At 37.2% G+C, this 19,872-nt stretch carries 21 protein-coding genes and 1 other annotated feature; of the genes, 19 read left to right on the top strand and 2 right to left on the bottom strand.

Going from position 1 to position 19,872, the window contains the following annotated elements; genetic code table 11:
• Positions 1-70: IS3 family transposase (locus ACQKM9_RS11490; RefSeq protein WP_354473145.1), on the top strand; the 70-nt coding region annotated here is incomplete at its 5' end.
• 20 nt (positions 71-90) lie between these two features.
• On the opposite strand, the gene ACQKM9_RS11485 is transcribed toward ACQKM9_RS11490, so the two are convergent.
• Both ACQKM9_RS11485 and ACQKM9_RS11480 read right to left on the bottom strand, forming a co-directional pair.
• Positions 91-726 (bottom strand): kinase, encoded by a 636-nt coding sequence (locus ACQKM9_RS11485; RefSeq protein WP_427734484.1) that lies wholly within the window; start codon positions 724-726, stop codon positions 91-93.
• A 205-nt stretch (positions 727-931) separates the two neighbouring features.
• Positions 932-2,212, bottom strand: coding sequence for a replication-associated recombination protein A (locus ACQKM9_RS11480; RefSeq protein WP_427734483.1), 1,281 nt, complete (start codon positions 2,210-2,212; stop codon positions 932-934).
• Between the two features lie 136 nt (positions 2,213-2,348).
• On the opposite strand from ACQKM9_RS11480, the gene cymR reads away from it, so the two are divergent.
• The 18 genes from cymR (at position 2,349) to mtnN (ending at position 19,866) form a co-directional block, all read left to right on the top strand.
• Positions 2,349-2,768, top strand: a complete 420-nt coding sequence (gene cymR / locus ACQKM9_RS11475) for a cysteine metabolism transcriptional regulator CymR (RefSeq protein ID WP_038187285.1) — start codon at positions 2,349-2,351, stop codon at positions 2,766-2,768.
• A 197-nt stretch (positions 2,769-2,965) separates the two neighbouring features.
• The gene (locus ACQKM9_RS11470; protein ID WP_427734482.1) at positions 2,966-4,108 is read left to right on the top strand and encodes a cysteine desulfurase family protein; all 1,143 of its coding nucleotides are present in this window, start codon (positions 2,966-2,968) and stop codon (positions 4,106-4,108) included.
• A 19-nt stretch (positions 4,109-4,127) separates the two neighbouring features.
• Positions 4,128-5,249, top strand: coding sequence for a tRNA 2-thiouridine(34) synthase MnmA (gene mnmA / locus ACQKM9_RS11465; RefSeq protein WP_427734481.1), 1,122 nt, complete (start codon positions 4,128-4,130; stop codon positions 5,247-5,249).
• Positions 5,250-5,263: 14 nt separating this feature from the next.
• Entirely contained in the window at positions 5,264-5,923 is a 660-nt protein-coding gene (locus ACQKM9_RS11460) for a tetratricopeptide repeat protein (RefSeq protein ID WP_038187277.1), read from the top strand.
• 16 nt (positions 5,924-5,939) lie between these two features.
• A complete protein-coding gene (gene recD2 / locus ACQKM9_RS11455; protein WP_427734480.1) occupies positions 5,940-8,411 on the top strand; it encodes an SF1B family DNA helicase RecD2 in 2,472 nt (823 codons plus the stop codon).
• A 91-nt stretch (positions 8,412-8,502) separates the two neighbouring features.
• Positions 8,503-8,717, top strand: a binding site (T-box leader).
• Between the two features lie 44 nt (positions 8,718-8,761).
• A complete protein-coding gene (gene alaS / locus ACQKM9_RS11450; protein ID WP_427734479.1) occupies positions 8,762-11,389 on the top strand; it encodes an alanine--tRNA ligase in 2,628 nt (875 codons plus the stop codon).
• Positions 11,390-11,468: 79 nt separating this feature from the next.
• Positions 11,469-11,735, top strand: coding sequence for an IreB family regulatory phosphoprotein (locus ACQKM9_RS11445; RefSeq protein ID WP_038187270.1), 267 nt, complete (start codon positions 11,469-11,471; stop codon positions 11,733-11,735).
• Positions 11,736-11,737: 2 nt separating this feature from the next.
• Complete coding sequence (gene ruvX / locus ACQKM9_RS11440) at positions 11,738-12,157, top strand: Holliday junction resolvase RuvX (protein ID WP_427734490.1); 420 nt, start codon at positions 11,738-11,740, stop codon at positions 12,155-12,157.
• 12 nt (positions 12,158-12,169) lie between these two features.
• Positions 12,170-12,466, top strand: coding sequence for a DUF1292 domain-containing protein (locus ACQKM9_RS11435; RefSeq protein WP_038187264.1), 297 nt, complete (start codon positions 12,170-12,172; stop codon positions 12,464-12,466).
• A gap of 28 nt (positions 12,467-12,494) precedes the next feature.
• A complete protein-coding gene (locus ACQKM9_RS11430; protein WP_038187247.1) occupies positions 12,495-12,788 on the top strand; it encodes a DUF1292 domain-containing protein in 294 nt (97 codons plus the stop codon).
• A gap of 87 nt (positions 12,789-12,875) precedes the next feature.
• Entirely contained in the window at positions 12,876-13,994 is a 1,119-nt protein-coding gene (gene mltG, locus ACQKM9_RS11425; RefSeq protein ID WP_427734478.1) for an endolytic transglycosylase MltG, read from the top strand.
• 89 nt (positions 13,995-14,083) lie between these two features.
• Positions 14,084-14,716, top strand: coding sequence for an O-methyltransferase (locus ACQKM9_RS11420; protein WP_340708804.1), 633 nt, complete (start codon positions 14,084-14,086; stop codon positions 14,714-14,716).
• Between the two features lie 6 nt (positions 14,717-14,722).
• Positions 14,723-15,652 carry a peptidase U32 family protein gene (locus ACQKM9_RS11415; protein WP_427734477.1) on the top strand — a complete coding sequence of 310 codons (930 nt, stop codon included), beginning with the start codon at positions 14,723-14,725 and terminating at the stop codon, positions 15,650-15,652.
• 17 nt (positions 15,653-15,669) lie between these two features.
• Entirely contained in the window at positions 15,670-16,944 is a 1,275-nt protein-coding gene (locus ACQKM9_RS11410) for a peptidase U32 family protein (protein WP_427734476.1), read from the top strand.
• Positions 16,944-17,582 (top strand): uridine kinase, encoded by a 639-nt coding sequence (gene udk / locus ACQKM9_RS11405; protein ID WP_038187236.1) that lies wholly within the window; start codon positions 16,944-16,946, stop codon positions 17,580-17,582. Before ACQKM9_RS11410 ends, udk begins: the two co-directional genes overlap by 1 nt.
• A 110-nt stretch (positions 17,583-17,692) precedes the next feature.
• Positions 17,693-18,169: a transcription elongation factor GreA gene (gene greA / locus ACQKM9_RS11400; RefSeq protein ID WP_427734475.1), complete on the top strand. Its 477-nt coding sequence runs from the start codon at positions 17,693-17,695 to the stop codon at positions 18,167-18,169.
• Between the two features lie 108 nt (positions 18,170-18,277).
• Positions 18,278-19,069 carry a YrrS family protein gene (locus tag ACQKM9_RS11395; RefSeq protein ID WP_427734474.1) on the top strand — a complete coding sequence of 264 codons (792 nt, stop codon included), beginning with the start codon at positions 18,278-18,280 and terminating at the stop codon, positions 19,067-19,069.
• A gap of 104 nt (positions 19,070-19,173) precedes the next feature.
• Entirely contained in the window at positions 19,174-19,866 is a 693-nt protein-coding gene (mtnN, locus tag ACQKM9_RS11390) for a 5'-methylthioadenosine/S-adenosylhomocysteine nucleosidase (protein ID WP_427734473.1), read from the top strand.
• Positions 19,867-19,872 lie beyond the last annotated feature (6 nt).

The following is a 19,872-nucleotide window of genomic DNA, read 5'->3' as shown; positions in this document are numbered from 1 at the left end:
TAACTATATCCGAATACAAGCGAAACTAAACAACCAGTCGCCGGTACAATACCGACAACTGGTTGGATAAATGCTTTTTTGATCCCTGTCTTAAATACAGGGGTCAGTCCCAATAACTATATCTGCATTTTTAATTGGATTTTCTGTATTCAAGTAATGTTCTTCTCCTAACCAGTATCTCCTTTTATATTTTAAAAGTATTGCTTGTTTATCCCCGATATAAGAATCTCGATTTAATACTCTTTCATACCTTAATTCGCGAGGACAATCTAAAAATATAGTATAATCATAAAACTCTCGCCATTCTTTTCTTTGAAGAAATATACCTTCTATAAGAATGATACTATTAACTGCAACGGTAGTTTGTTTAGCTGAGATGGAATCGGAAGATTTATCATAGAATGGTAAAGTGATGTTCTTTTTATTGTTCCTTAATCCTTCGAATAAACTTGTCGTTAACATCTTAATATCCCATTGTAAGTAGTAGTATTCATACCATTCCTCATGTCCCGTTTCGTACCTTTTATGTTTTTTCTCAATATGATCATCAATATGTATAATGACTACTGAGCTGTTATTGTTACTCAATTCCTGTTCAATTTTTTTTACTAATGTGGTTTTGCCTGCCCCACTTAAACCGTCAATTGCGACTATTAAAGGCCGTTTTTTAAATGTGCGTGTAGCAAATTGAACTAATATTTTTTCTGCTAATTCTTTAATGGCCATCTATTCCATCCGCCTTTGTCTGAGTGTTTATTAAACAGAAGTGTTCTCTAGTTGTATAAGAAAGCTACTTCAATATGGTTTTAATTAATTCTATTAATAAAACGATTTCCCTGCTTAGAAAAAACTAATCATTAATTTAGAAAACCTGGCTTTAACAACAAAAGGGTTACCTTACAAGTACTAGACATGTAGGTAACCCTTTTCTCTATTTTTTAAATGATTTCAGCTTATCATAAATCCCGGCCATGCGTTTTTCTTCGCCAGCAATAATGGGTTTATAATATTCGGTACCGACAAGTTCTTCAGGTAAATATTCTTGGTCGACCCAGCCACCAAAAGTGCCGATAGGTGTGTTATGTGGATATTGATATCCTTCTACGCCTAATGTTTTTGCACCTGCATAATGAGCATCCCTTAAATGCATAGGGATGTCTCCTGTTTTTCCGGCTCGAATATCGGCGATGGCTGCGTCAATTGCCGATATTGCAGAATTTGATTTGGATGCTAAACACATCTCGATCACGGCTTGAGCTAATGGGATACGTGCTTCAGGTAAGCCAAGGCGATCTGCGGCTTGTACTGCAGCTAGAACATGTCCACCTACTTCAGGGTTTGCTAGACCAATATCTTCATAGCCCATAACGAGCAATCTACGAGAAACGGCCACTAAGTCCCCATTCTCTAAACAATGAGCTAAATAGTAGAGTGCAGCGTTTGTATCACTACCTCTTACTGACTTTTGTAAAGCGGATAATAGATTATAAAAATGTGAACCTTTTTTATCTCCGAATACGCCGATTCGTTCTGCTAGATTTTTGACCGTATCATCCTGTACAATCGTTTCATTATTCACTTCATCAGAAGCGTAATAAATGGACTCTAACAATGTTAGTGCTTTTCGTGCATCTCCGTGTGCTGCAACTACTATTTTGTCACGTTGTGAATCGCTTAATCTTATTGTATAACGACCAAGTCCACGTTCTTTATCTTCTAGAGCGCGTAACACAAGTGCTTCAATATCTTCATATGTTAACCTTTTAAGCTGTTTAATCTCACCGCAACGTGAGCGAATGGCAGGGTTCACATCATGAAATGGATTTTCAGTTGTTGCTCCTATTAATACAATAGAGCCATTTTCTACATGGGGTAATAATGTGTCTTGTTGTAGTTTATTGAATCGATGGATTTCATCTAAAAACAGCAACACTTTACCTGTTAACTGTGCTTCTGCTACTACGTCTTCAACATCTTTCTTTCCTGCGCGTGTTGCATTAAGTGCAAAGAATGGCAGATGAGAAGTACCTGCAATAGCATAGGCAATCGATGTTTTCCCGATTCCGGGTTCACCGTATAGTAATATGGAAGGGACATGCCCATTTGAAATCATTTTATAAAGTGTAGTATTTTTTCCTATAATGGTTTGTTGACCGACGACTTCATCTAAGTTACGTGGTCGCATGCGGAATGCGAGTGGTTCATTTGGCAAAACAATTGCCTCCTCTCGTACATTTGTTCTATTTTTAGACTTGTAACATTTATGATAAAGCATTCCCGAGTAGAATGGAAGGAAATATGCTATACTTTAACGTATAAATGTAAGCTACTATATAGAGGTGTATACTTTGAAAATCTCAACTAAAGGCCGTTATGGTCTAACAATTATGATTGAATTAGCCAAACAGTACGGGCAAGGTCCAATTCCTTTGCGACAAATTGCAGCAGATAATGATTTGTCAGAAGCTTATTTGGAACAGCTTGTTTCCCCCCTTAGAAACTCAGGCTTAGTGAAGAGTGTTCGTGGGGCTTATGGTGGGTATATGTTATCAAAACCACCGCATTTAATTTCAGCAGCTGATGTCATTCGAGTGCTTGAAGGTCCGATTCAACCAGTTGAAGGAATAGAAAACGAAGCTCCACCTCAGCGACAGCTATGGATGGGCATTCGTGATGCAGTGAAGAATGTATTAGATACAACTTCATTAGAGGATTTAGCTGCTTATAAAGAACAAGATTCTGATGACGGCTATATGTTTTATATTTAAATGAATTAATCTCCTCGTTTTTTAGTGATGGGATTAATTGGGTAGTTGTATATCATTCAGCAGGAAAATAAAGTCTAGTTGAATAAAGTTAAAGCCTTGGGCAAACATCCTCGTTTTATATCGGGGTATATTTTTTAGACGAGAGCAAATCGTCGGAAATGAACCTCCCAAGGCGAATTTGATAGGAGTTTTTTACGATGAAAGAAATTTATCTAGACCATGCAGCCACTTCTCCAATGCATCCAGAAGTCATTGCGAAAATGACCGAGCTTATGAGTTCTGTTTACGGCAATGCATCTAGTATTCATAGTATTGGACGACATGCAAGAAAATATTTGGACGATGCCAAAATGGTACTTGCACAATCAATCGGTGCTAAAGACCAAGAAATCATTATGACAAGTGGTGGTTCTGAAGCTGATAATTTAGCTATTTTTGGTACGGCATATGCGCGTCGTAATGAAGGTCGTCATATTATTACTTCTCAAATCGAACATCATGCAGTATTGCATACGTGTGAGCGTCTTGAAAAACAAGGTTTTAAAGTAACGTATTTACCTGTCAATACACAGGGTGTTGTATCTGTCCAAGATGTACAAAAGGCATTAACAGATGAAACGATTTTAGTAACAATCATGTATGGTAATAATGAGGTAGGGTCGATTCAGCCTATTAAAGAAATCGGATCGCTTCTAAAAAACCACAAAGCAACATTCCATACGGATGCAGTACAAGCTTATGGTATAGAGAAATTTGACGTAGAAGATTTACAAGTAGATTTACTTTCGGTTTCTGCTCATAAATTGAATGGACCAAAAGGAATAGGGTTCCTATTTCAACGTGAAAATACACCATTACAATCCACCTTACTTGGTGGAGAACAAGAGCGTAAACGTCGAGCAGGAACTGAGAATATTCCGGCGATTTGTGCATTTGCAGAAGCGGTACGAATTGCACAAGCAAATTTTGAAGCGAAACAGCAAGAATTTAGTAGCTTCCAAGAACTATTTTTAAACACATTAGACAAAGCTAAAATTGCTTATTATATTAATGGTGATAGAAATGACGCTTTACCACATGTATTGAATATTAGTTTTACTGGTATGGATGTTGAATCCTTCCTAGTAAATTTAGATATGGCAGGTATCGCAGCTTCAAGTGGTTCTGCATGTACGGCTGGATTAATAGATCCATCGCATGTGTTGGTTGCAATGTACGGAAAAGGTGCACCAGAACTGCGCAATTCAATTCGTTTTAGCTTCGGACTTGGGCTCTCTTTAGAAGATGTTCAATTAGCTGCTGATAAAACAGTTGAAATTGTTGAGCGCTTAGCGAAATAAAAGAAAAAAGGTGAATGTTATGAACGCAACAAAAGACCCCTCAAAAACACGCGTTGTTGTCGGTATGTCTGGAGGAGTCGATTCTTCAGTTGCTGCGTATTTATTGAAAAAACAAGGCTATGATGTAATTGGCATCTTCATGAAAAACTGGGACGATACAGACGAATTTGGTGTTTGTACGGCAACGGAAGATTATGATGATGTTATTAAAGTATGTAACCAAATCGGAATCCCTTATTATGCTGTAAACTTTGAAAAGCAATATTGGGATAAAGTTTTCACTTACTTCTTAGATGAATATAAAGCAGGGCGCACACCAAATCCTGATGTAATGTGTAACAAAGAAATCAAATTCAAAGCATTCCTTGAACACGCATTGAAACTGGGAGCTGACTATTTAGCAACAGGTCACTATGCACAAGTAGCGGAGCGTGATGGTGAGACAGTAATGTTACGCGGGAAAGATAATAATAAAGATCAAACGTATTTCTTGAACCAACTTTCACAGGAACAACTTTCAAAAGTTATGTTTCCAATTGGTCATTTAGAGAAACCAAAAGTGCGTGAAATTGCACTTGAAGCAGGATTAGCAACTGCTTCAAAAAAAGATTCAACAGGTATTTGCTTCATCGGTGAACGTAATTTCAAACAATTCTTAAGTCAATACTTACCTGCTCAACCAGGCAATATGGAAACAATGGATGGCAAGGTTATGGGGAAACACGACGGTTTAATGTACTATACAATTGGACAACGTCACGGCTTAGGTATTGGTGGCGACGGTGAACCTTGGTTTGTACTTGGTAAAGATTTAGAAAAGAACGTGTTATTAGTCGGACAAAACTTCCATAATGATAAACTGTATTCTCATAGCTTAACCGCAGTGGAATTAGGTTTTACTTCAAATAAGCCAAAACAAGAGAAATTTAGTTGTACAGCTAAATTCCGTTATCGCCAACAAGATACACCGGTAGAGGTTGAAATGTTAGGTGATGATAAAGTGCGTGTTACGTTTGAAGAACCAATACGTGCTATTACACCAGGGCAATCTGTCGTATTTTATGATGGTGACGAATGTTTAGGTGGCGCAACGATTGATGAAGTCTTTAAAGATGGCAAAAAATTAACGTATGTAGGTTAATAGGAGTGGAAATAGTGGATTTTAACGAACAAGGTATAAAAGCTATTCAAGAAAAGCGTTACGAAGACGCTGTCAAAGCTTTTACACAAGCAATAGAAGAAGAACCAAATAACACAGTAGGTTACATCAACTTTGGTAACCTACTTGCTTCTATGGATGAAACTGAAAGAGCTGAGCGTTTTTTTCAAAAAGCAATTACGTTAGATGAAAAAGCAGCAACAGCTTATTACGGGTTAGCTAATTTGTATTACAATAGCGAGCGTTTTATGGAAGCAGCTAAATTATATGAAATTGCCATTCGTCTAGGTATTGAAGGTGAAGATGCATTCTATATGCTTGGAAAAAGCTTTGAACGCGCTGGTGAAACAAAATTAGCATTACCTTATTTACAAAGAGCAGCAGAGTTGGCTCCTGAAGACGTACAAGTTCGTCTAGCATACGGGATCTTACTTTGCTCATTAGAAATGTTTGATGTAGCACAAAAAGAATTACAATATGTTATCGATCAAGACTGGAATAATGCAGATGCTCACTATAACTTAGGTGTACTATTTGCAGTGTCAACTGAGCGTACTGAAGATGCCTTGTATCATTTGAAACAAGCATTTACATTACAACCTGAGTTTGAACAAGCGCGTTATATTCACGATATGATTGCTATGAAGCACCAATAAAAAGGAGGGGACAGCGTTGACTGAACATGTATCATTGTTTCAAGAAGAACAGCTATTTATCGTCGGTCGGCCTGTCGTCTCTATCTTCCATAATCCTCAGAATTTATTTTCCATCATTAAGTTGAAAATTCAAGAAACGAATACAACATATCAAGAAAAAGAAATTATCGTGACAGGCTTTTTTCCGTCTGTCGTTCAAGAAACGTTGTATCGTTTTACTGGACAATTGAAACAGCATCCTAAATATGGCATACAATTTCAAGCTAATACTTTTATTAAAGAGATTCCTGGTACTGAACAAGGTGTCGTACATTACTTGTCGAGTGATTTATTCCCAGGTATAGGTCATAAAACGGCTGAGACAATCGTTAAAAAGCTAGGAAAAGATGCCATTAAAATTATTATCAATAATCCAGATGCACTTGATGAAATTCCAAGACTTACAGAAGATAAAAAAGAGACATTACGCTCCGTACTAGAGCAAAATCTAGGGTTGGATCGTATTATGATCCAATTAAATGACTGGGGCTTTGGCCCACAACTAGCAGTGCGTATATACCAAATGTATGAAAATGAAACCATTCAACTGTTAACAGAAAATCCTTACAGACTTATTGAAGAAGTTGAAGGTGTAGGTTTTCAACGTGCAGATGAATTAGGAGCTAAACTACATATTACAGGGGACCATCCAGATCGTATTAAAGCTGCCGTGTTACACCTTTTAAATGCAGGTGCTTTGTCAGAGGGACATGTATATATGGAAGCGAAGGATATTTTGCCACAAGCGAAAAGCCTACTTGAAATGAGTCAGGCATATGAAATTCCTTTTGAGACAATTTCAAAAGCCTGTATCGAACTTCGTGAGGATAGTAAAATTTGTGGTGAAGAAACACGCCTCTATATGCCGTCTTTGTATTTTTCAGAGATTGGTATTGCTTCTAAAATTACAGAGTTAGTTCAAAAAAATGCTGAACAATCCGCGTTCCCTACATCTGAAATCCGAAAATTTATCGGTGATGCTGAGGAACGTTTTGGTGTTTCATATGCAGAAACGCAAGTGGACGCCATTGAGAAGGCGATTAACTCAGCAGTTATGATTTTAACAGGTGGACCTGGTACAGGGAAAACGACGGTGGTTCGAGGAATTGTAGACGTTTATGCAGAGCTTCATGGCTTAACTTTGAATCCAAAAGACTATATTGAAAAAGACGAGCCTTTTCCGATTGTACTAGTGGCGCCAACAGGGAGAGCGGCTAAGCGTCTTAGTGAATCAACTGAATTACCAGCGATGACTATTCACCGTTTGCTGGGCTTCACGGGACAAGAAAAGGAAGAGGAAACGGAGAAGGAAGTTGGAGGACGGCTCATCATCGTCGACGAAATGTCGATGGTTGATACATGGCTCGCTCATCAATTGTTAAAGTCGTTAAATGATGATTGCCAAGTTATTTTTGTTGGTGACCAAGATCAATTGCCGCCTGTAGGTCCTGGACAAGTGCTAAAAGATTTACTTGCTTCCAAAGCAATTCCAACTGTTGAGTTAACTGATGTATATAGACAAGCAGATGGCTCATCAATTATTGAACTTGCCCATCAAATGAAAAAAGGCGAGATGCCGCAAAATATGCTTGCCAAAACATCCGATCGTTCTTTTATCCAAGCTAGCTCCGACCAAGTAGCTGATGTCATCAAACAAGTCGTATCAAGTGCGGTTAAGAAAGGCTTCTCCATTCATGATGTGCAAATTTTAGCACCTATGTATAGAGGTCCTGCAGGTATTGATGCTATTAATAAAATGATTCAAGAACTTGTTAATCCGAAGAAAACTGAAAAGAGTAAGGAAATAACATTTGGTGATGTTACGTATCGTATTGGTGATAAAATCTTACAGCTAGTCAATCAACCTAATAGCAATGTTTTTAACGGTGATATGGGAGAAGTAATTAGTATTATCAAAGCGAATGAGACTATTGAGAAACAAGACTTACTTGTAGCTTCATATGATGGCATTGAAGTAACGTATCAACGCGGTGATTTGAATCAGATTACTCTTGCTTACTGTTGTTCAATTCACAAGTCACAAGGTAGTGAATTCCAAACAGTTATTATGCCAGTAGTACGTGGTTATTCTAAAATGTTGCGTAAAAACTTACTGTATACAGGAATTACGAGGGCAAAAAACTTCCTCATTCTTTGTGGTGAAATTGATGTGTTTAAATATGGTATGCTAAGAACAGATGATCTCCAAAGAAATACGACTTTAGCACAGCGCCTGCAAATAGAAGAAGTGCTAGAAGCCGTTAAAGATTCTGTAGAGCCAAAAATGGCACAAGTGTCTGAAACAACTGATTCATCAACTGTTGTACCACAAGAAGAACAATTATCCATGGAATCACAATCCTTGAATACTGAAAATTATTTAGATATTCACCCTTTAATCGGTATGAAAGGTATTAGTCCTTATGATTTTCTTGAAGAAGAGATTTGACAGATACAAAGACCTTTTTTAAAATAAGATTGAGTCGATATTTGAAAACAATCGTATTTTCAAATATTTGTAACTAACAATATATATATCGCTTAAAACTACGAAGGATATAAGTACATTATGCAATGTGCACAGAAAGAGGTTCCTAGGCTGCAAGAACCTTCACAATTCATTTTGGAAAGCTCATCCCGAGTACAGCTAATCCCTGTCGTTTGCCGCGTTAAGGCTTAATGAAGAGACAATAGACGCAAGACCGGTCTATTGTAACTAGGGTGGTACCGCGAATTTTCAACCTTCGTCCCTTTTATAGTGGATGAAGGTTTTTTATTGTCTAAAGGAGGAATAAGCAAATGAAAACAGCAGCAGAAATTCGTCGTAAATATATTGAGTTCTTTGAAGAGAAAGGACATAAACAAGAGCCAAGTGCACCACTTGTGCCGATTAATGACCCATCATTATTATGGATCAACTCAGGAGTAGCAACTTTAAAAAAATACTTTGATGGTCGTGTTATTCCTGATAATCCTCGTATCGTAAATGCACAAAAGTCTATCCGTACAAACGATATCGAAAACGTAGGTAAAACAGCTCGTCACCATACATTCTTCGAAATGTTAGGGAATTTCTCAATCGGTGATTACTTCAAAAAAGAAGCTATTCACTATGCTTGGGAGTTCTTAACAGATGCAAAATGGATGGGCTTTGAACCTGAAAAGCTTTCAATTACTATTCACCCTGAAGATACTGAAGCGTATACAATCTGGAAAGATGAAATCGGAATTCCTGAAGAGCGCTTAATTCGTCTTGAAGGAAACTTCTGGGATATCGGTGAAGGTCCAAGTGGTCCAAACTCGGAAATCTTCTATGATCGCGGAGAATCATACGGTGCAGACGAATCAGATCCAGAACTATATCCAGGTGGAGAAAATGAACGTTACTTAGAAATCTGGAATCTTGTATTCTCAGAGTTCAACCATAATCCTGATGGCACATACACACCGCTGCCAAAACAAAATATTGATACTGGCATGGGTCTAGAACGTATGGCTTCTGTTGTACAAAATGTACCGACAAACTTTGATACGGATTTATTTATGCCAATTATCGAGCATACAGAACGTATTTCTGGTGAAAAATATCACCTTGATGTAAACAAAGATGAAGCATTCAAAGTAATCGCTGACCATATTCGTACAGTAGCATTTGCTATAGGGGATGGAGCACTTCCATCAAACGAAGGACGTGGTTATGTACTTCGCCGTTTACTACGCCGTGCTGTACGTTACGCAAAACAATTAGGTATTGAGAAACCATTTATGTATGATTTAGTACCAACTGTTGGCGAAATTATGGTGGATTTCTATCCAGAAGTAAAAGAAAAACAAGATTTTATCCAACGTGTTATTAAAAATGAAGAAGTTCGTTTCCACGAAACATTAGACGGTGGTTTAGCTATTTTTAATGAAGTAGTTGAAACGCAAAAAGCAGCAAACTCAACTATCGTACCAGGTAAGGACGCTTTCCGCCTATATGATACTTATGGTTTCCCTGTTGAATTAACAGAAGAATATGCTGAAGAAGTAAATATGACTGTAGACCATGAAGGTTTTGAAAAAGAGATGGAAGCACAACGTAACCGTGCTCGTGCAGCTCGTCAAGACGTCGATTCAATGCATGTTCAATCTGAAGTATTGGCTAATCTAAACCAAGAAAGTACATTTGTTGGTTATGAAACATTAACAACTCATACAAAAGTAGTTGCAATCGTAGCAAATGGACAAGAAGTAAAAGAAGCTTCTGAAGGTGAAGAAGTATTAGTTATTCTTTCTGAAACGCCATTTTATGCAGAGTCAGGTGGTCAAATTGCTGACCATGGTACTATCTCAAATGACTCATTCACTGCGTCAATAAAAGATGTACAAAAATCACCGAACGGTCAAAACTTGCATACAGTTATTGTTGAAACTGGAGAAATGAATATTGAAGATGAAGTTCATGCAATTGTGAATCGCGATGCTCGCAATCAAACGATTAAAAATCACACAGCGACTCACCTATTACAACGTGCATTAAAAGACACATTAGGTGATCATGTAAACCAAGCGGGTTCATATGTAGGACCAGATCGTTTACGTTTTGACTTCTCTCACTTCGGTCAAGTAACAAGAGAAGAATTAGAAACAATTGAGCAAATTGTGAACGAAAAAATTTGGGATGATATCGCTGTTAATATTGAAAACAAAGCAATTGATGAAGCAAAAGCAATGGGTGCAATGGCTTTGTTTGGTGAGAAATATGGTGATGTAGTTCGTGTTGTACAAGTAGGCGACTATTCATTAGAACTATGCGGTGGTATTCACGTAGACCGTACTTCACAAATTGGTTTCTTTAAAATTGTTTCTGAGAGCGGTATTGGAGCAGGTACTCGCCGTCTTGAAGCTGTTACAGGCAAAGCAGCTTTCGTTGCAGCGAAAGAAGAGCAACATATTCTAGAGCAAGCAGCAGCATTATTAAAAGCTAATCCTAAAGATTTAGTTGCTCGTGTTGAAGGTTTACAACATGATTACAAAGAACAACAACGCGAAAATGCTGCACTATCTTCTAAAATTGCGAACGCTCAAGCGTCAAATGTTTTATCTGCTGCAAAAGAAATTGGTGAAGTCACAGTTCTTGCTACTAAAGTAGAAGCAAAAGACAACAATCAATTACGACAATTAATGGATGATCTAAAAGAGAAAATGACTAACAGCGTTATTGTTTTAGGTGCAACTGAAGGCGATAAAGTAATGCTTATCGCAGGTGTTACAAAAGACATAGCTGGTGGGAACTATCACGCTGGAAATATCGTTAAACAAGTAGCAGAACAATGCGGTGGTAAAGGTGGCGGTCGCCCAGATATGGCGATGGCTGGGGCAAAAGATGGCTCTAAACTTGCAGAAGCGCTTGAATCTGTTTATGATTATGTAAAATCTATTTAAAAGGTAGCTCTAATACGTTATACTTACTATGAATAGAAGATTTTTTATACTTTCAAAAACTTAAAGTGAGGTGCTGAGCATGAGTTCGTTCGATCAAACGATGAAATTTAATTTTCCCGAAGAATCTATGGAACAAGAAGTAAAGCAAACTATGCTTCATGTTCATGCGGCACTAGAAGAAAAAGGGTATAATCCGATTAATCAGATTGTTGGTTACCTTCTGTCAGGTGATCCGGCATATATTCCTCGTCATCAAGAGGCTCGTAACAAAATTCGCAAGCTTGAGCGTGACGAAATACTAGAAGAACTTGTGAAGTTCTACATTAAAAAGAATAACGAGGCATAATGATGAGAATAATGGGTTTAGATGTTGGTTCTAAAACAGTTGGAGTAGCAATTAGTGATGCACTAGGTTGGACTGCTCAAGGAATTGAAACTGTAAAAATCGACGAAGAAAACGAAGAATTTGGTATTGACCGAATTCGTGAACTTGTCCAATCATATGGAGTAACGGAATTCGTTGTTGGATTCCCCAAAAATATGAACAATACTGTTGGCCCAAGAGGAGAAGCTTCTCAACGCTATAAAGAGCTATTAGAGGAGACCTTCTCATTAAAGGTAACATTATGGGATGAGCGTCTAACAACGATGGCTGCGGAGCGCTTGCTAATTGAAGCAGATGTCCGTCGCAAAGATCGAAAAAAAGTTATTGATAAGATGGCTGCGGTTATGATCCTTCAAGGATTTTTAGACCGAAAACAATTATGAGGTGAATATATTATGACAAACGAAAACGAACAAGAACAACGCAATATCACAGTGGTAGATGAAGAGGGCAACGAACAATTATGTGAAGTACTTCATACATTTGACTCAGAAGAATTCGGTAAATCTTACGTACTTTATTACGTAATCGGTACTGAAGATGAAGAAGGCGAAGTAGAAATCTTTGCATCAGCATTCACTCCTTCTGAAGATGGTCAAGACGGTGAATTAGCTCCAATCGAAACAGAAGCTGAATGGGATTTAATCGAGCAAGTTGTAAATGAGCTTGATGAAGATATCGACGCTGAATAATTTTTAATTTAAACAAGAGGTGAAAAGCATGTCAAATGAACAAGAACACGATCATAAACATATCCATCTAATCGATGAAGAAGGCAACGAACACACATATGCCGTGCTTTATGAATTTTCAGTAGATGCTACTGAACAATCATACGTTCTTTATTATGAAGAGGGCGTTGCAGAGGGTGAACAAGTAGAAGTTTTCGCTGCTAAAACTATATTATCAGAAGACGGTGAACTTGAATCGATTGAAGAAATCGAAACAGATGAAGAGTGGGATATGGTTGAAGAAGTATTGAACACGCTTGACGCTGAATTCGGTGAAGAGTAACTGTAAGCCTTTATGAAAGCGGAATGGTTTTTTCATTCCGCTTTTTCTTTATGATAATAGTTTAAATAAGTAATAGGAGGACAGCTAGTGGACCAGGAATCTCAAAAAAAAGCAATGTTAGAGAAAATGAAAGAACACAAAAAGGAAGTGAAAACCGTTCGAAAAATTGTTTTCATTATTGCTTTAATCGTTATTGTTGTTACAGCCTTAATTGGTACGGGCGTGTATTTTTATGTATCTAGTGCATTAAAACCTGTGGATCCTGATTCTAATAAGTCAGTGAAGTTTGAAGTGCCTATTGGTTCTACGCTCGATTCTATCGCAACCAGTCTTGAGAAAAAGAACATCATTAAAGATGCTAAAGTTTTTAAATACTACACAAAATTTAAAAATGAATCAGAGTTCCAAGCTGGCTCATATAAATTAACAAAATCAATGACGATCGATGAAATTATTCAAAGTTTAAAAACCGGTAAGGTCTATCGTCAACCTGCTTTCTCTCTCATCATTCCAGAAGGTTTGACTCTAAATCAAATTGGCGATCGCGTTGCTAAGGGTACGCAGTATTCTTCAGATGAATTTATGGAGCTTGTAACAAGCAAATCTTTCGTTAAGAAGATGAAAGCAAAATACCCAGAACTGATTACGAAAAAAGTAAATAATAAAAATATTCGTTATGCACTAGAAGGTTATTTATATCCATCAACCTATGCATTTTTTGAAGAAGAACCTTCTTTAGAAGAAATTGTAGATCAAATGATTGCTCAAACAAATACAGTTGTAACGCAATATAGTGAGCAGTTAAAAGAAAAAGGTATGTCTGTTCATGAATTTTTAACATTTGCCTCATTACTTGAACGTGAAGCTACTGCTAAAACCGACCGAGAAACAATCGCAAGTGTTTTCAATAACCGACTTGAAGCCGGTATGCCGTTACAAACAGACCCGACAGTTTTATATGCATTAGGTGAGCATAAGGACCGTGTCTTATATAAAGATTTAGAGGTAGATAATCCTTATAACACATATAAAGTAAAAGGTTTACCACCTGGACCGATAGCCAATGCAGGTAAAGAATCATTAGATGCGGCAATTAGCCCAGCTGAAACGCCATACTTGTATTTCTTAGCGGACAAAAATGGTATCAATCATTTCGCTGAAAAGTACGAAGAACATCTAAAGAATGTTGACAAATATATTAAGTAACAAACTGTAGAAGAAAAGCACCACTCGCTTTTCTTCTATTTTCATGATAATATAAAGTGTATTTTTGATACTTAAGGAGCTATGAAAGTATGAACATTTCGGATTCATATATTCAAACCTTCATCCAACCAAGATCAGAATTGCTAATGGAAATGGAACGCTTCGCTGAAGAGAACCACGTACCAATTATGCAATTACCTGCAATCGAGATATTGCTTCAAATGCTGCGAATACAACAGCCATCATCTATATTAGAAATAGGGTCGGCTATTGGCTATTCCGCTATTCGTATGGCAGAGACATTACCACAATGCCAGGTTGTGACGATTGAACGTGATGCCCTACGCATTCAACATGCAAAACAATTTATCGTACAATCGGTTGCTAAAGAGAATATTGAGTTACTTGAAGGGGATGCGTTAGAAGTGGATGTGGAAAGTAATCATCCAACTTTTGATGCTGTTTTTATTGATGCGGCAAAAGGTCAGTACCAACGCTTTTTCGACAAATATAGTCCCCTAGTTCGTTCTGGCGGTATACTATATATCGATAATATGTACATGCATGGCCTATCAGATTTAGATATGAAGGAAGTACCAAGAAGAAAAAGAACGATGATCCGTAACCTACATCATTTTGCAGATTGGATTATTAATCATCCTGATTATAAATCCACATTCTTCCCAGTAGGAGACGGTTTATTGATATGTATAAAGAGGTGACCATTCATGAAGAAACCTGAATTACTCGTTACACCACAATCTGTTGAGCATGTTGAAGCACTCATCCAAGCTGGAGCGGATGCTTTTTTAATAGGTGAACAACAATTCGGTCTACGTTTAGCAGGTGAATTTTCAATAGAACAAGTAGCTGCAGCAACTGAGAAAATTCATGCAGCAGGAAAAAAAGTATATGTAGCGATGAATGCTATTTTCCATAATGACCGAGTAGACGCACTTGCACCATATATGCGAAAATTAGCGGAAATTGGCGTAGATGCAATCGTTTTCGGCGATCCTGCTATGATTATTGCTCGACGTGAAGCAGAAGTGACGATTCCACTACATTGGAATCCGGAAACTATTGCAACAAACTGGTTCCAAGCAGACTATTGGGGTAAACGCGGAGCAACGCGTACAGTTTTAGCTCGTGAGTTAAGCATGGATGAAGTAATTGAAATTAAAGAAAACACGAAATTTGAAATCGAAGTACAAGTTCATGGTATGACTTGTATGTTCCAATCAAAACGATCATTACTGGGTAACTATTTCTTATATCAAGATAAAGCAATGGAAGTAGAAAATCGTAAAGAAAATCGTAATATGTTCTTACATGATGATGAACGTAATAACAAATATCCGATTTATGAGGATTTAAATGGTACACACATTTTCAGTCCAAATGATTTGTGTATTATTGATGAATTAGATGAGTTATTTGAAGCGGGAATTGATTCATTTAAAATTGAAGGTGTACTGCAATCACCTGAATATGTTGTTACTGTAACAGAATGTTACCGTAAGGCAATCGATGCTTATGCGGAATCAGCTGACAGCTATTTCGATATTAAAAATGACTTATTAGCAAAAATTGAAGAAATTCAACCAGCAATTCGTCCATTAGATACTGGATTCTACTTTAAGGAAACAGTCTATTAAGAAAGGAGAGGTTCACTTTGACAATCATACAAAATGATCGCATCAGCGAAATCATTGATGGCAAAAGAGTCATCGTGCGAAAACCTGAATTATTGGCACCAGCAGGTAGCTTAGAAAAATTAAAAATAGCTGTACACTACGGTGCAGATGCTGTTTTCATCGGCGGACGCGAATTTGGTTTACGTTCAAATGCAGGCAACTTCTCCATTGACGAAATGCGTGAAGGTGTTGAATTTGCAAAAAAATATGGCGCTAAAATCTATGTCACAACAAATATCTTTGCGCATAATGAAAACATGGACGGTCTTGAAGATTACTTACGTGACCTAGAATCAGCAGGTATTACAGGTATTATCGTGGCAGATCCACTTATTATTGAAACATGTCGTGAAGTGGCACCGAAGATTGAAATTCATTTAAGTACACAGCAATCTCTATCCAACTGGAAGGCAGTACAGTATTGGAAAGAAGAAGGTTTACACAGAGTTGTATTGGCTCGTGAAACAAGTGCTGAGGAAATCAAGCTAATGAAAGAAAAAGTTGATATCGAAATCGAGTCTTTCGTTCATGGTGCAATGTGTATCGCCTATAGTGGACGTTGTGTGTTATCTAACCATATGACAGCACGTGATTCTAACCGCGGTGGTTGTTGTCAATCATGCCGTTGGGATTATGATTTATATGAAGTAAAAGATGGTGTTGAAAAACCATTGTTTACTGAAAATGATGAAGCATTTGCTATGAGTCCAAAAGATTTAAAACTAATCGAATCTATTCCTAAAATTATTGAACTTGGAATCGATTCATTAAAAGTAGAAGGTCGTATGAAATCCATTCATTACGTAGCAACAGTTGTGAGCGTATATCGTAAAGTAATGGATGCATACTGTGCAGACCCAGATAACTTCAAAATCGATAAAGCTTGGTTAGAGGAACTAGATAAATGTGCTAATCGTGAAACGGCATCATCTTTCTTTGAAGGAGAGCCAAGTTACGAGCAACAAATGTTTGGTGAGCATGGTAAACAAACGAAATATGATTTCGTCGGTATGGTGCTTGATTATGATAAAGAAACAAAAATGGTTACATTGCAACAACGTAACTTCTTTAAACCAGGTGAAGAAGTGGAATTTTTCGGTCCTGAAATTGAAAATTTCCGAGTAACACTAGATGAAGTTTGGGATGAGGACGGCAATGCACTTGACGCAGCACGTCATCCGTTACAAATTGTTCGCTTTAAATGCGAACAAGAATTATTCCCACATAATATGATGCGTAAGGAGACCCGATAATGAGTAAAAAACGCCCTGTTGTAATTGGGATTGCCGGTGGTTCGGGTTCAGGTAAAACGAGTGTTACACATGCTATCCATGATGTATTTAAAGAACACTCAGTTGTTGTTATTGAACAAGACTATTATTATAAAGACCAAAGTCATTTAGAGTTTGAACAACGTTTATCTACAAACTATGATCATCCTAATGCCTTTGATACAGATTTATTAATTGAAGATGTCAAACGTCTATTAAATAGACAAGCCATAGAGAAACCAGTGTATGACTATGCTCTACATACACGAGCAAAAGAAACAATTCACATCGAACCACAAGATGTAATTATTTTAGAAGGAATTTTAGTTTTGGAAGATGAACGTCTACGCGATTTAATGGATATTAAGTTATTTGTGGATACTGATTCTGACTTACGTATTATCCGTCGTATTGTTCGTGATATTAATGAGCGTGGCCGCTCAATCGATTCGGTAGTTGACCAATACTTATCTGTTGTCCGTCCAATGCACAATCAATTCATCGAACCAACAAAGCGATATGCTGATATTATCATCCCTGAGGGTGGTCAAAATGAAGTGGCAATCGATTTAATGGTTACAAAAATTAAAACAATTCTTGAATCTGAAACTATTGTGTAATATGATATTTATGGATTGGCAATATTTTCATAAAAACTATGTCGCATTCTTTTCATAGAAGCGGCATAGTATTTTTATTAAGTAGTGAATTATCTAAGGAGTGAAATACTTTGTCAAATGAAAAACAATACCCAATGACAGCAGCGGGTAAACAGAAATTACAAGATGAATTAGAGTACTTAATCTCAACGAAACGTAAAGAAGTAGTAGAGCGTATTAAAATAGCTCGTAGTTTCGGCGACCTTTCTGAAAACTCTGAGTATGATGCGGCTAAGGATGAACAAGGATTTGTTGAAGGTCGTATCACGATTCTTGAAGCAATGATCCGTAATGCTGTTATCATCACAGAAGACCAACTGAGTAATGATTTTGTAGCAATTGGTAAAACGGTTACATTTTTAGAGCTTCCAGATGGCGATGAAGAAACTTACACAATCGTAGGTTCTGCAGAAGCAGACCCAATCGAAGGTCTTATCTCAAATGACTCACCAATCGCTAAAGGTCTTCTAGGCCGTAAAGTAGGAGAAGAGTTAAAAGTTACTACTCCTGGTGGAGACATGGACGTACGTATCATCACAATCAAATAAAATCATTATGCAAAAAGGCTTATTCTAAATGGATAAGCTTTTTTTGTTTGGGACAATGAAACAATTCGTGTTACGATATAGGAGAGATTTTACATAGGGGGAATCAAAATGGCTGAGACGAAACGTCGATATAACCCACAATCTAATCGACCACAAGATAAAAAGAAAAAAATGGATAAAGTATTAAATGGACTAATAGGTGTCGTTGTACTACTTATACTTGTAGTAGCGACTATGATTATACTAGGTGACAAATCGGATGACAAAGACACTGCAAAAGAAACGGATAAAGTACAGACAGAAAAACCTGTTATTAAACAACCTGCAAAAGAGGAAGATGAGTCAGACGAGCCAGAAGAAACAAATGTAACGGAAGACAATGATAAAGAGAATAATAATGTAGAAGATACTACTAGTACTGAAGAAGATACAGAGAGTGATAACTCCGTAGACCAAACACAAACTGATAGTAATACTTCTACAGATAGTAATACTTCTACAGATAGTAATTCAAATTTATCAGAAGATAAAACAAATAGTTCAACAGCTAAAAAAGAAGATTCGGATGATCCAATTGTTAAAGAAGTCATCAAAGACTCAAACTGGAAACCAACTGCTACGTCTCAAAAGGAATCAGATGCACCGCATAATTCTAGTTACGATTCTAATTCAACAGACTGGAAAGAGAAGGTTGCTACACTTGCTTCAACAACCGGTTTAAACGAAGATGAAATGATTGTTTGGTATCTTAAAAATGGTGGAAGTCCTGATACAGCAATAGGGACTGTTTCATCAAAAGATAAAAAAGATAAGTATCGTGTTTATATGAAATGGATAAAAAATAAAGGCTGGAAACCAACGAAAATGGAAGTTCTAAATACTTTACCAAAAACAAATTAATAATCTCTTTTAAGAAATTGAAAAGGCGTCATCCTCACTCTTGACGGATGGACGCCTTTTGTTTTATGTTTAGAGAAGTGTCGAAAAAAGAAAGGCGGAGAAATATGAAAATCGCAGTTATTGGTGCAATGGAAGAAGAAGTAGAACTTCTACGTGCAACACTTGAAAATACAACTTCAACAACAATCGCAAATAGTGAATATACAACAGGTACATATAAAGGGCATGAGGTTATTTTACTTAAAAGTGGAATTGGTAAAGTCAATGCAGGGATGTCTACGACAATTTTGTTACACCAATTTAAACCCGATGTTGTGATTAACACAGGTTCAGCAGGTGGCTTTGATGAAAACTTAGAAGTTGGAGCTGTTGTTATATCTGATGAAGTACGACATCATGACGTAGATGCCACTATCTTCGGTTATGAAATGGGACAAGTACCACAAATGCCTACTGCTTTTAAAGCAGATGAGAAGCTTCGTAAAGTTGCTGAGGAAGCCGTAGCAGAGCTTGGGGAACATCAATTTGCAACAGGACTTATTTCAACAGGAGATTCATTTATGAACGATCCTGAACGTGTAGAGCGTGTTAGAGGCCACTTCCCACAAATGAAGGCTGCTGAAATGGAAGCGGCAGCAGTAGCACAAGTATGTCATCAATTCGGTACACCATTCGTCGTTATTCGAGCGTTATCTGATATTGCAGGTAAAGAATCGAATATTAGTTTTGAGGAATTTTTACCAGTGGCTGCAAAACATTCAACTGAAATCGTGTTACGCGTTATTGAAAAACTTTAATGTTCA

The sequence above is a fragment of the Viridibacillus sp. NPDC093762 genome (genome assembly GCF_050279675.1).
GTDB lineage: Bacteria > Bacillota > Bacilli > Bacillales_A > Planococcaceae > Viridibacillus.
Note: the sequence above shows the minus strand (reverse complement) of the source record. Positions and strands in the feature narration are given on the sequence as shown.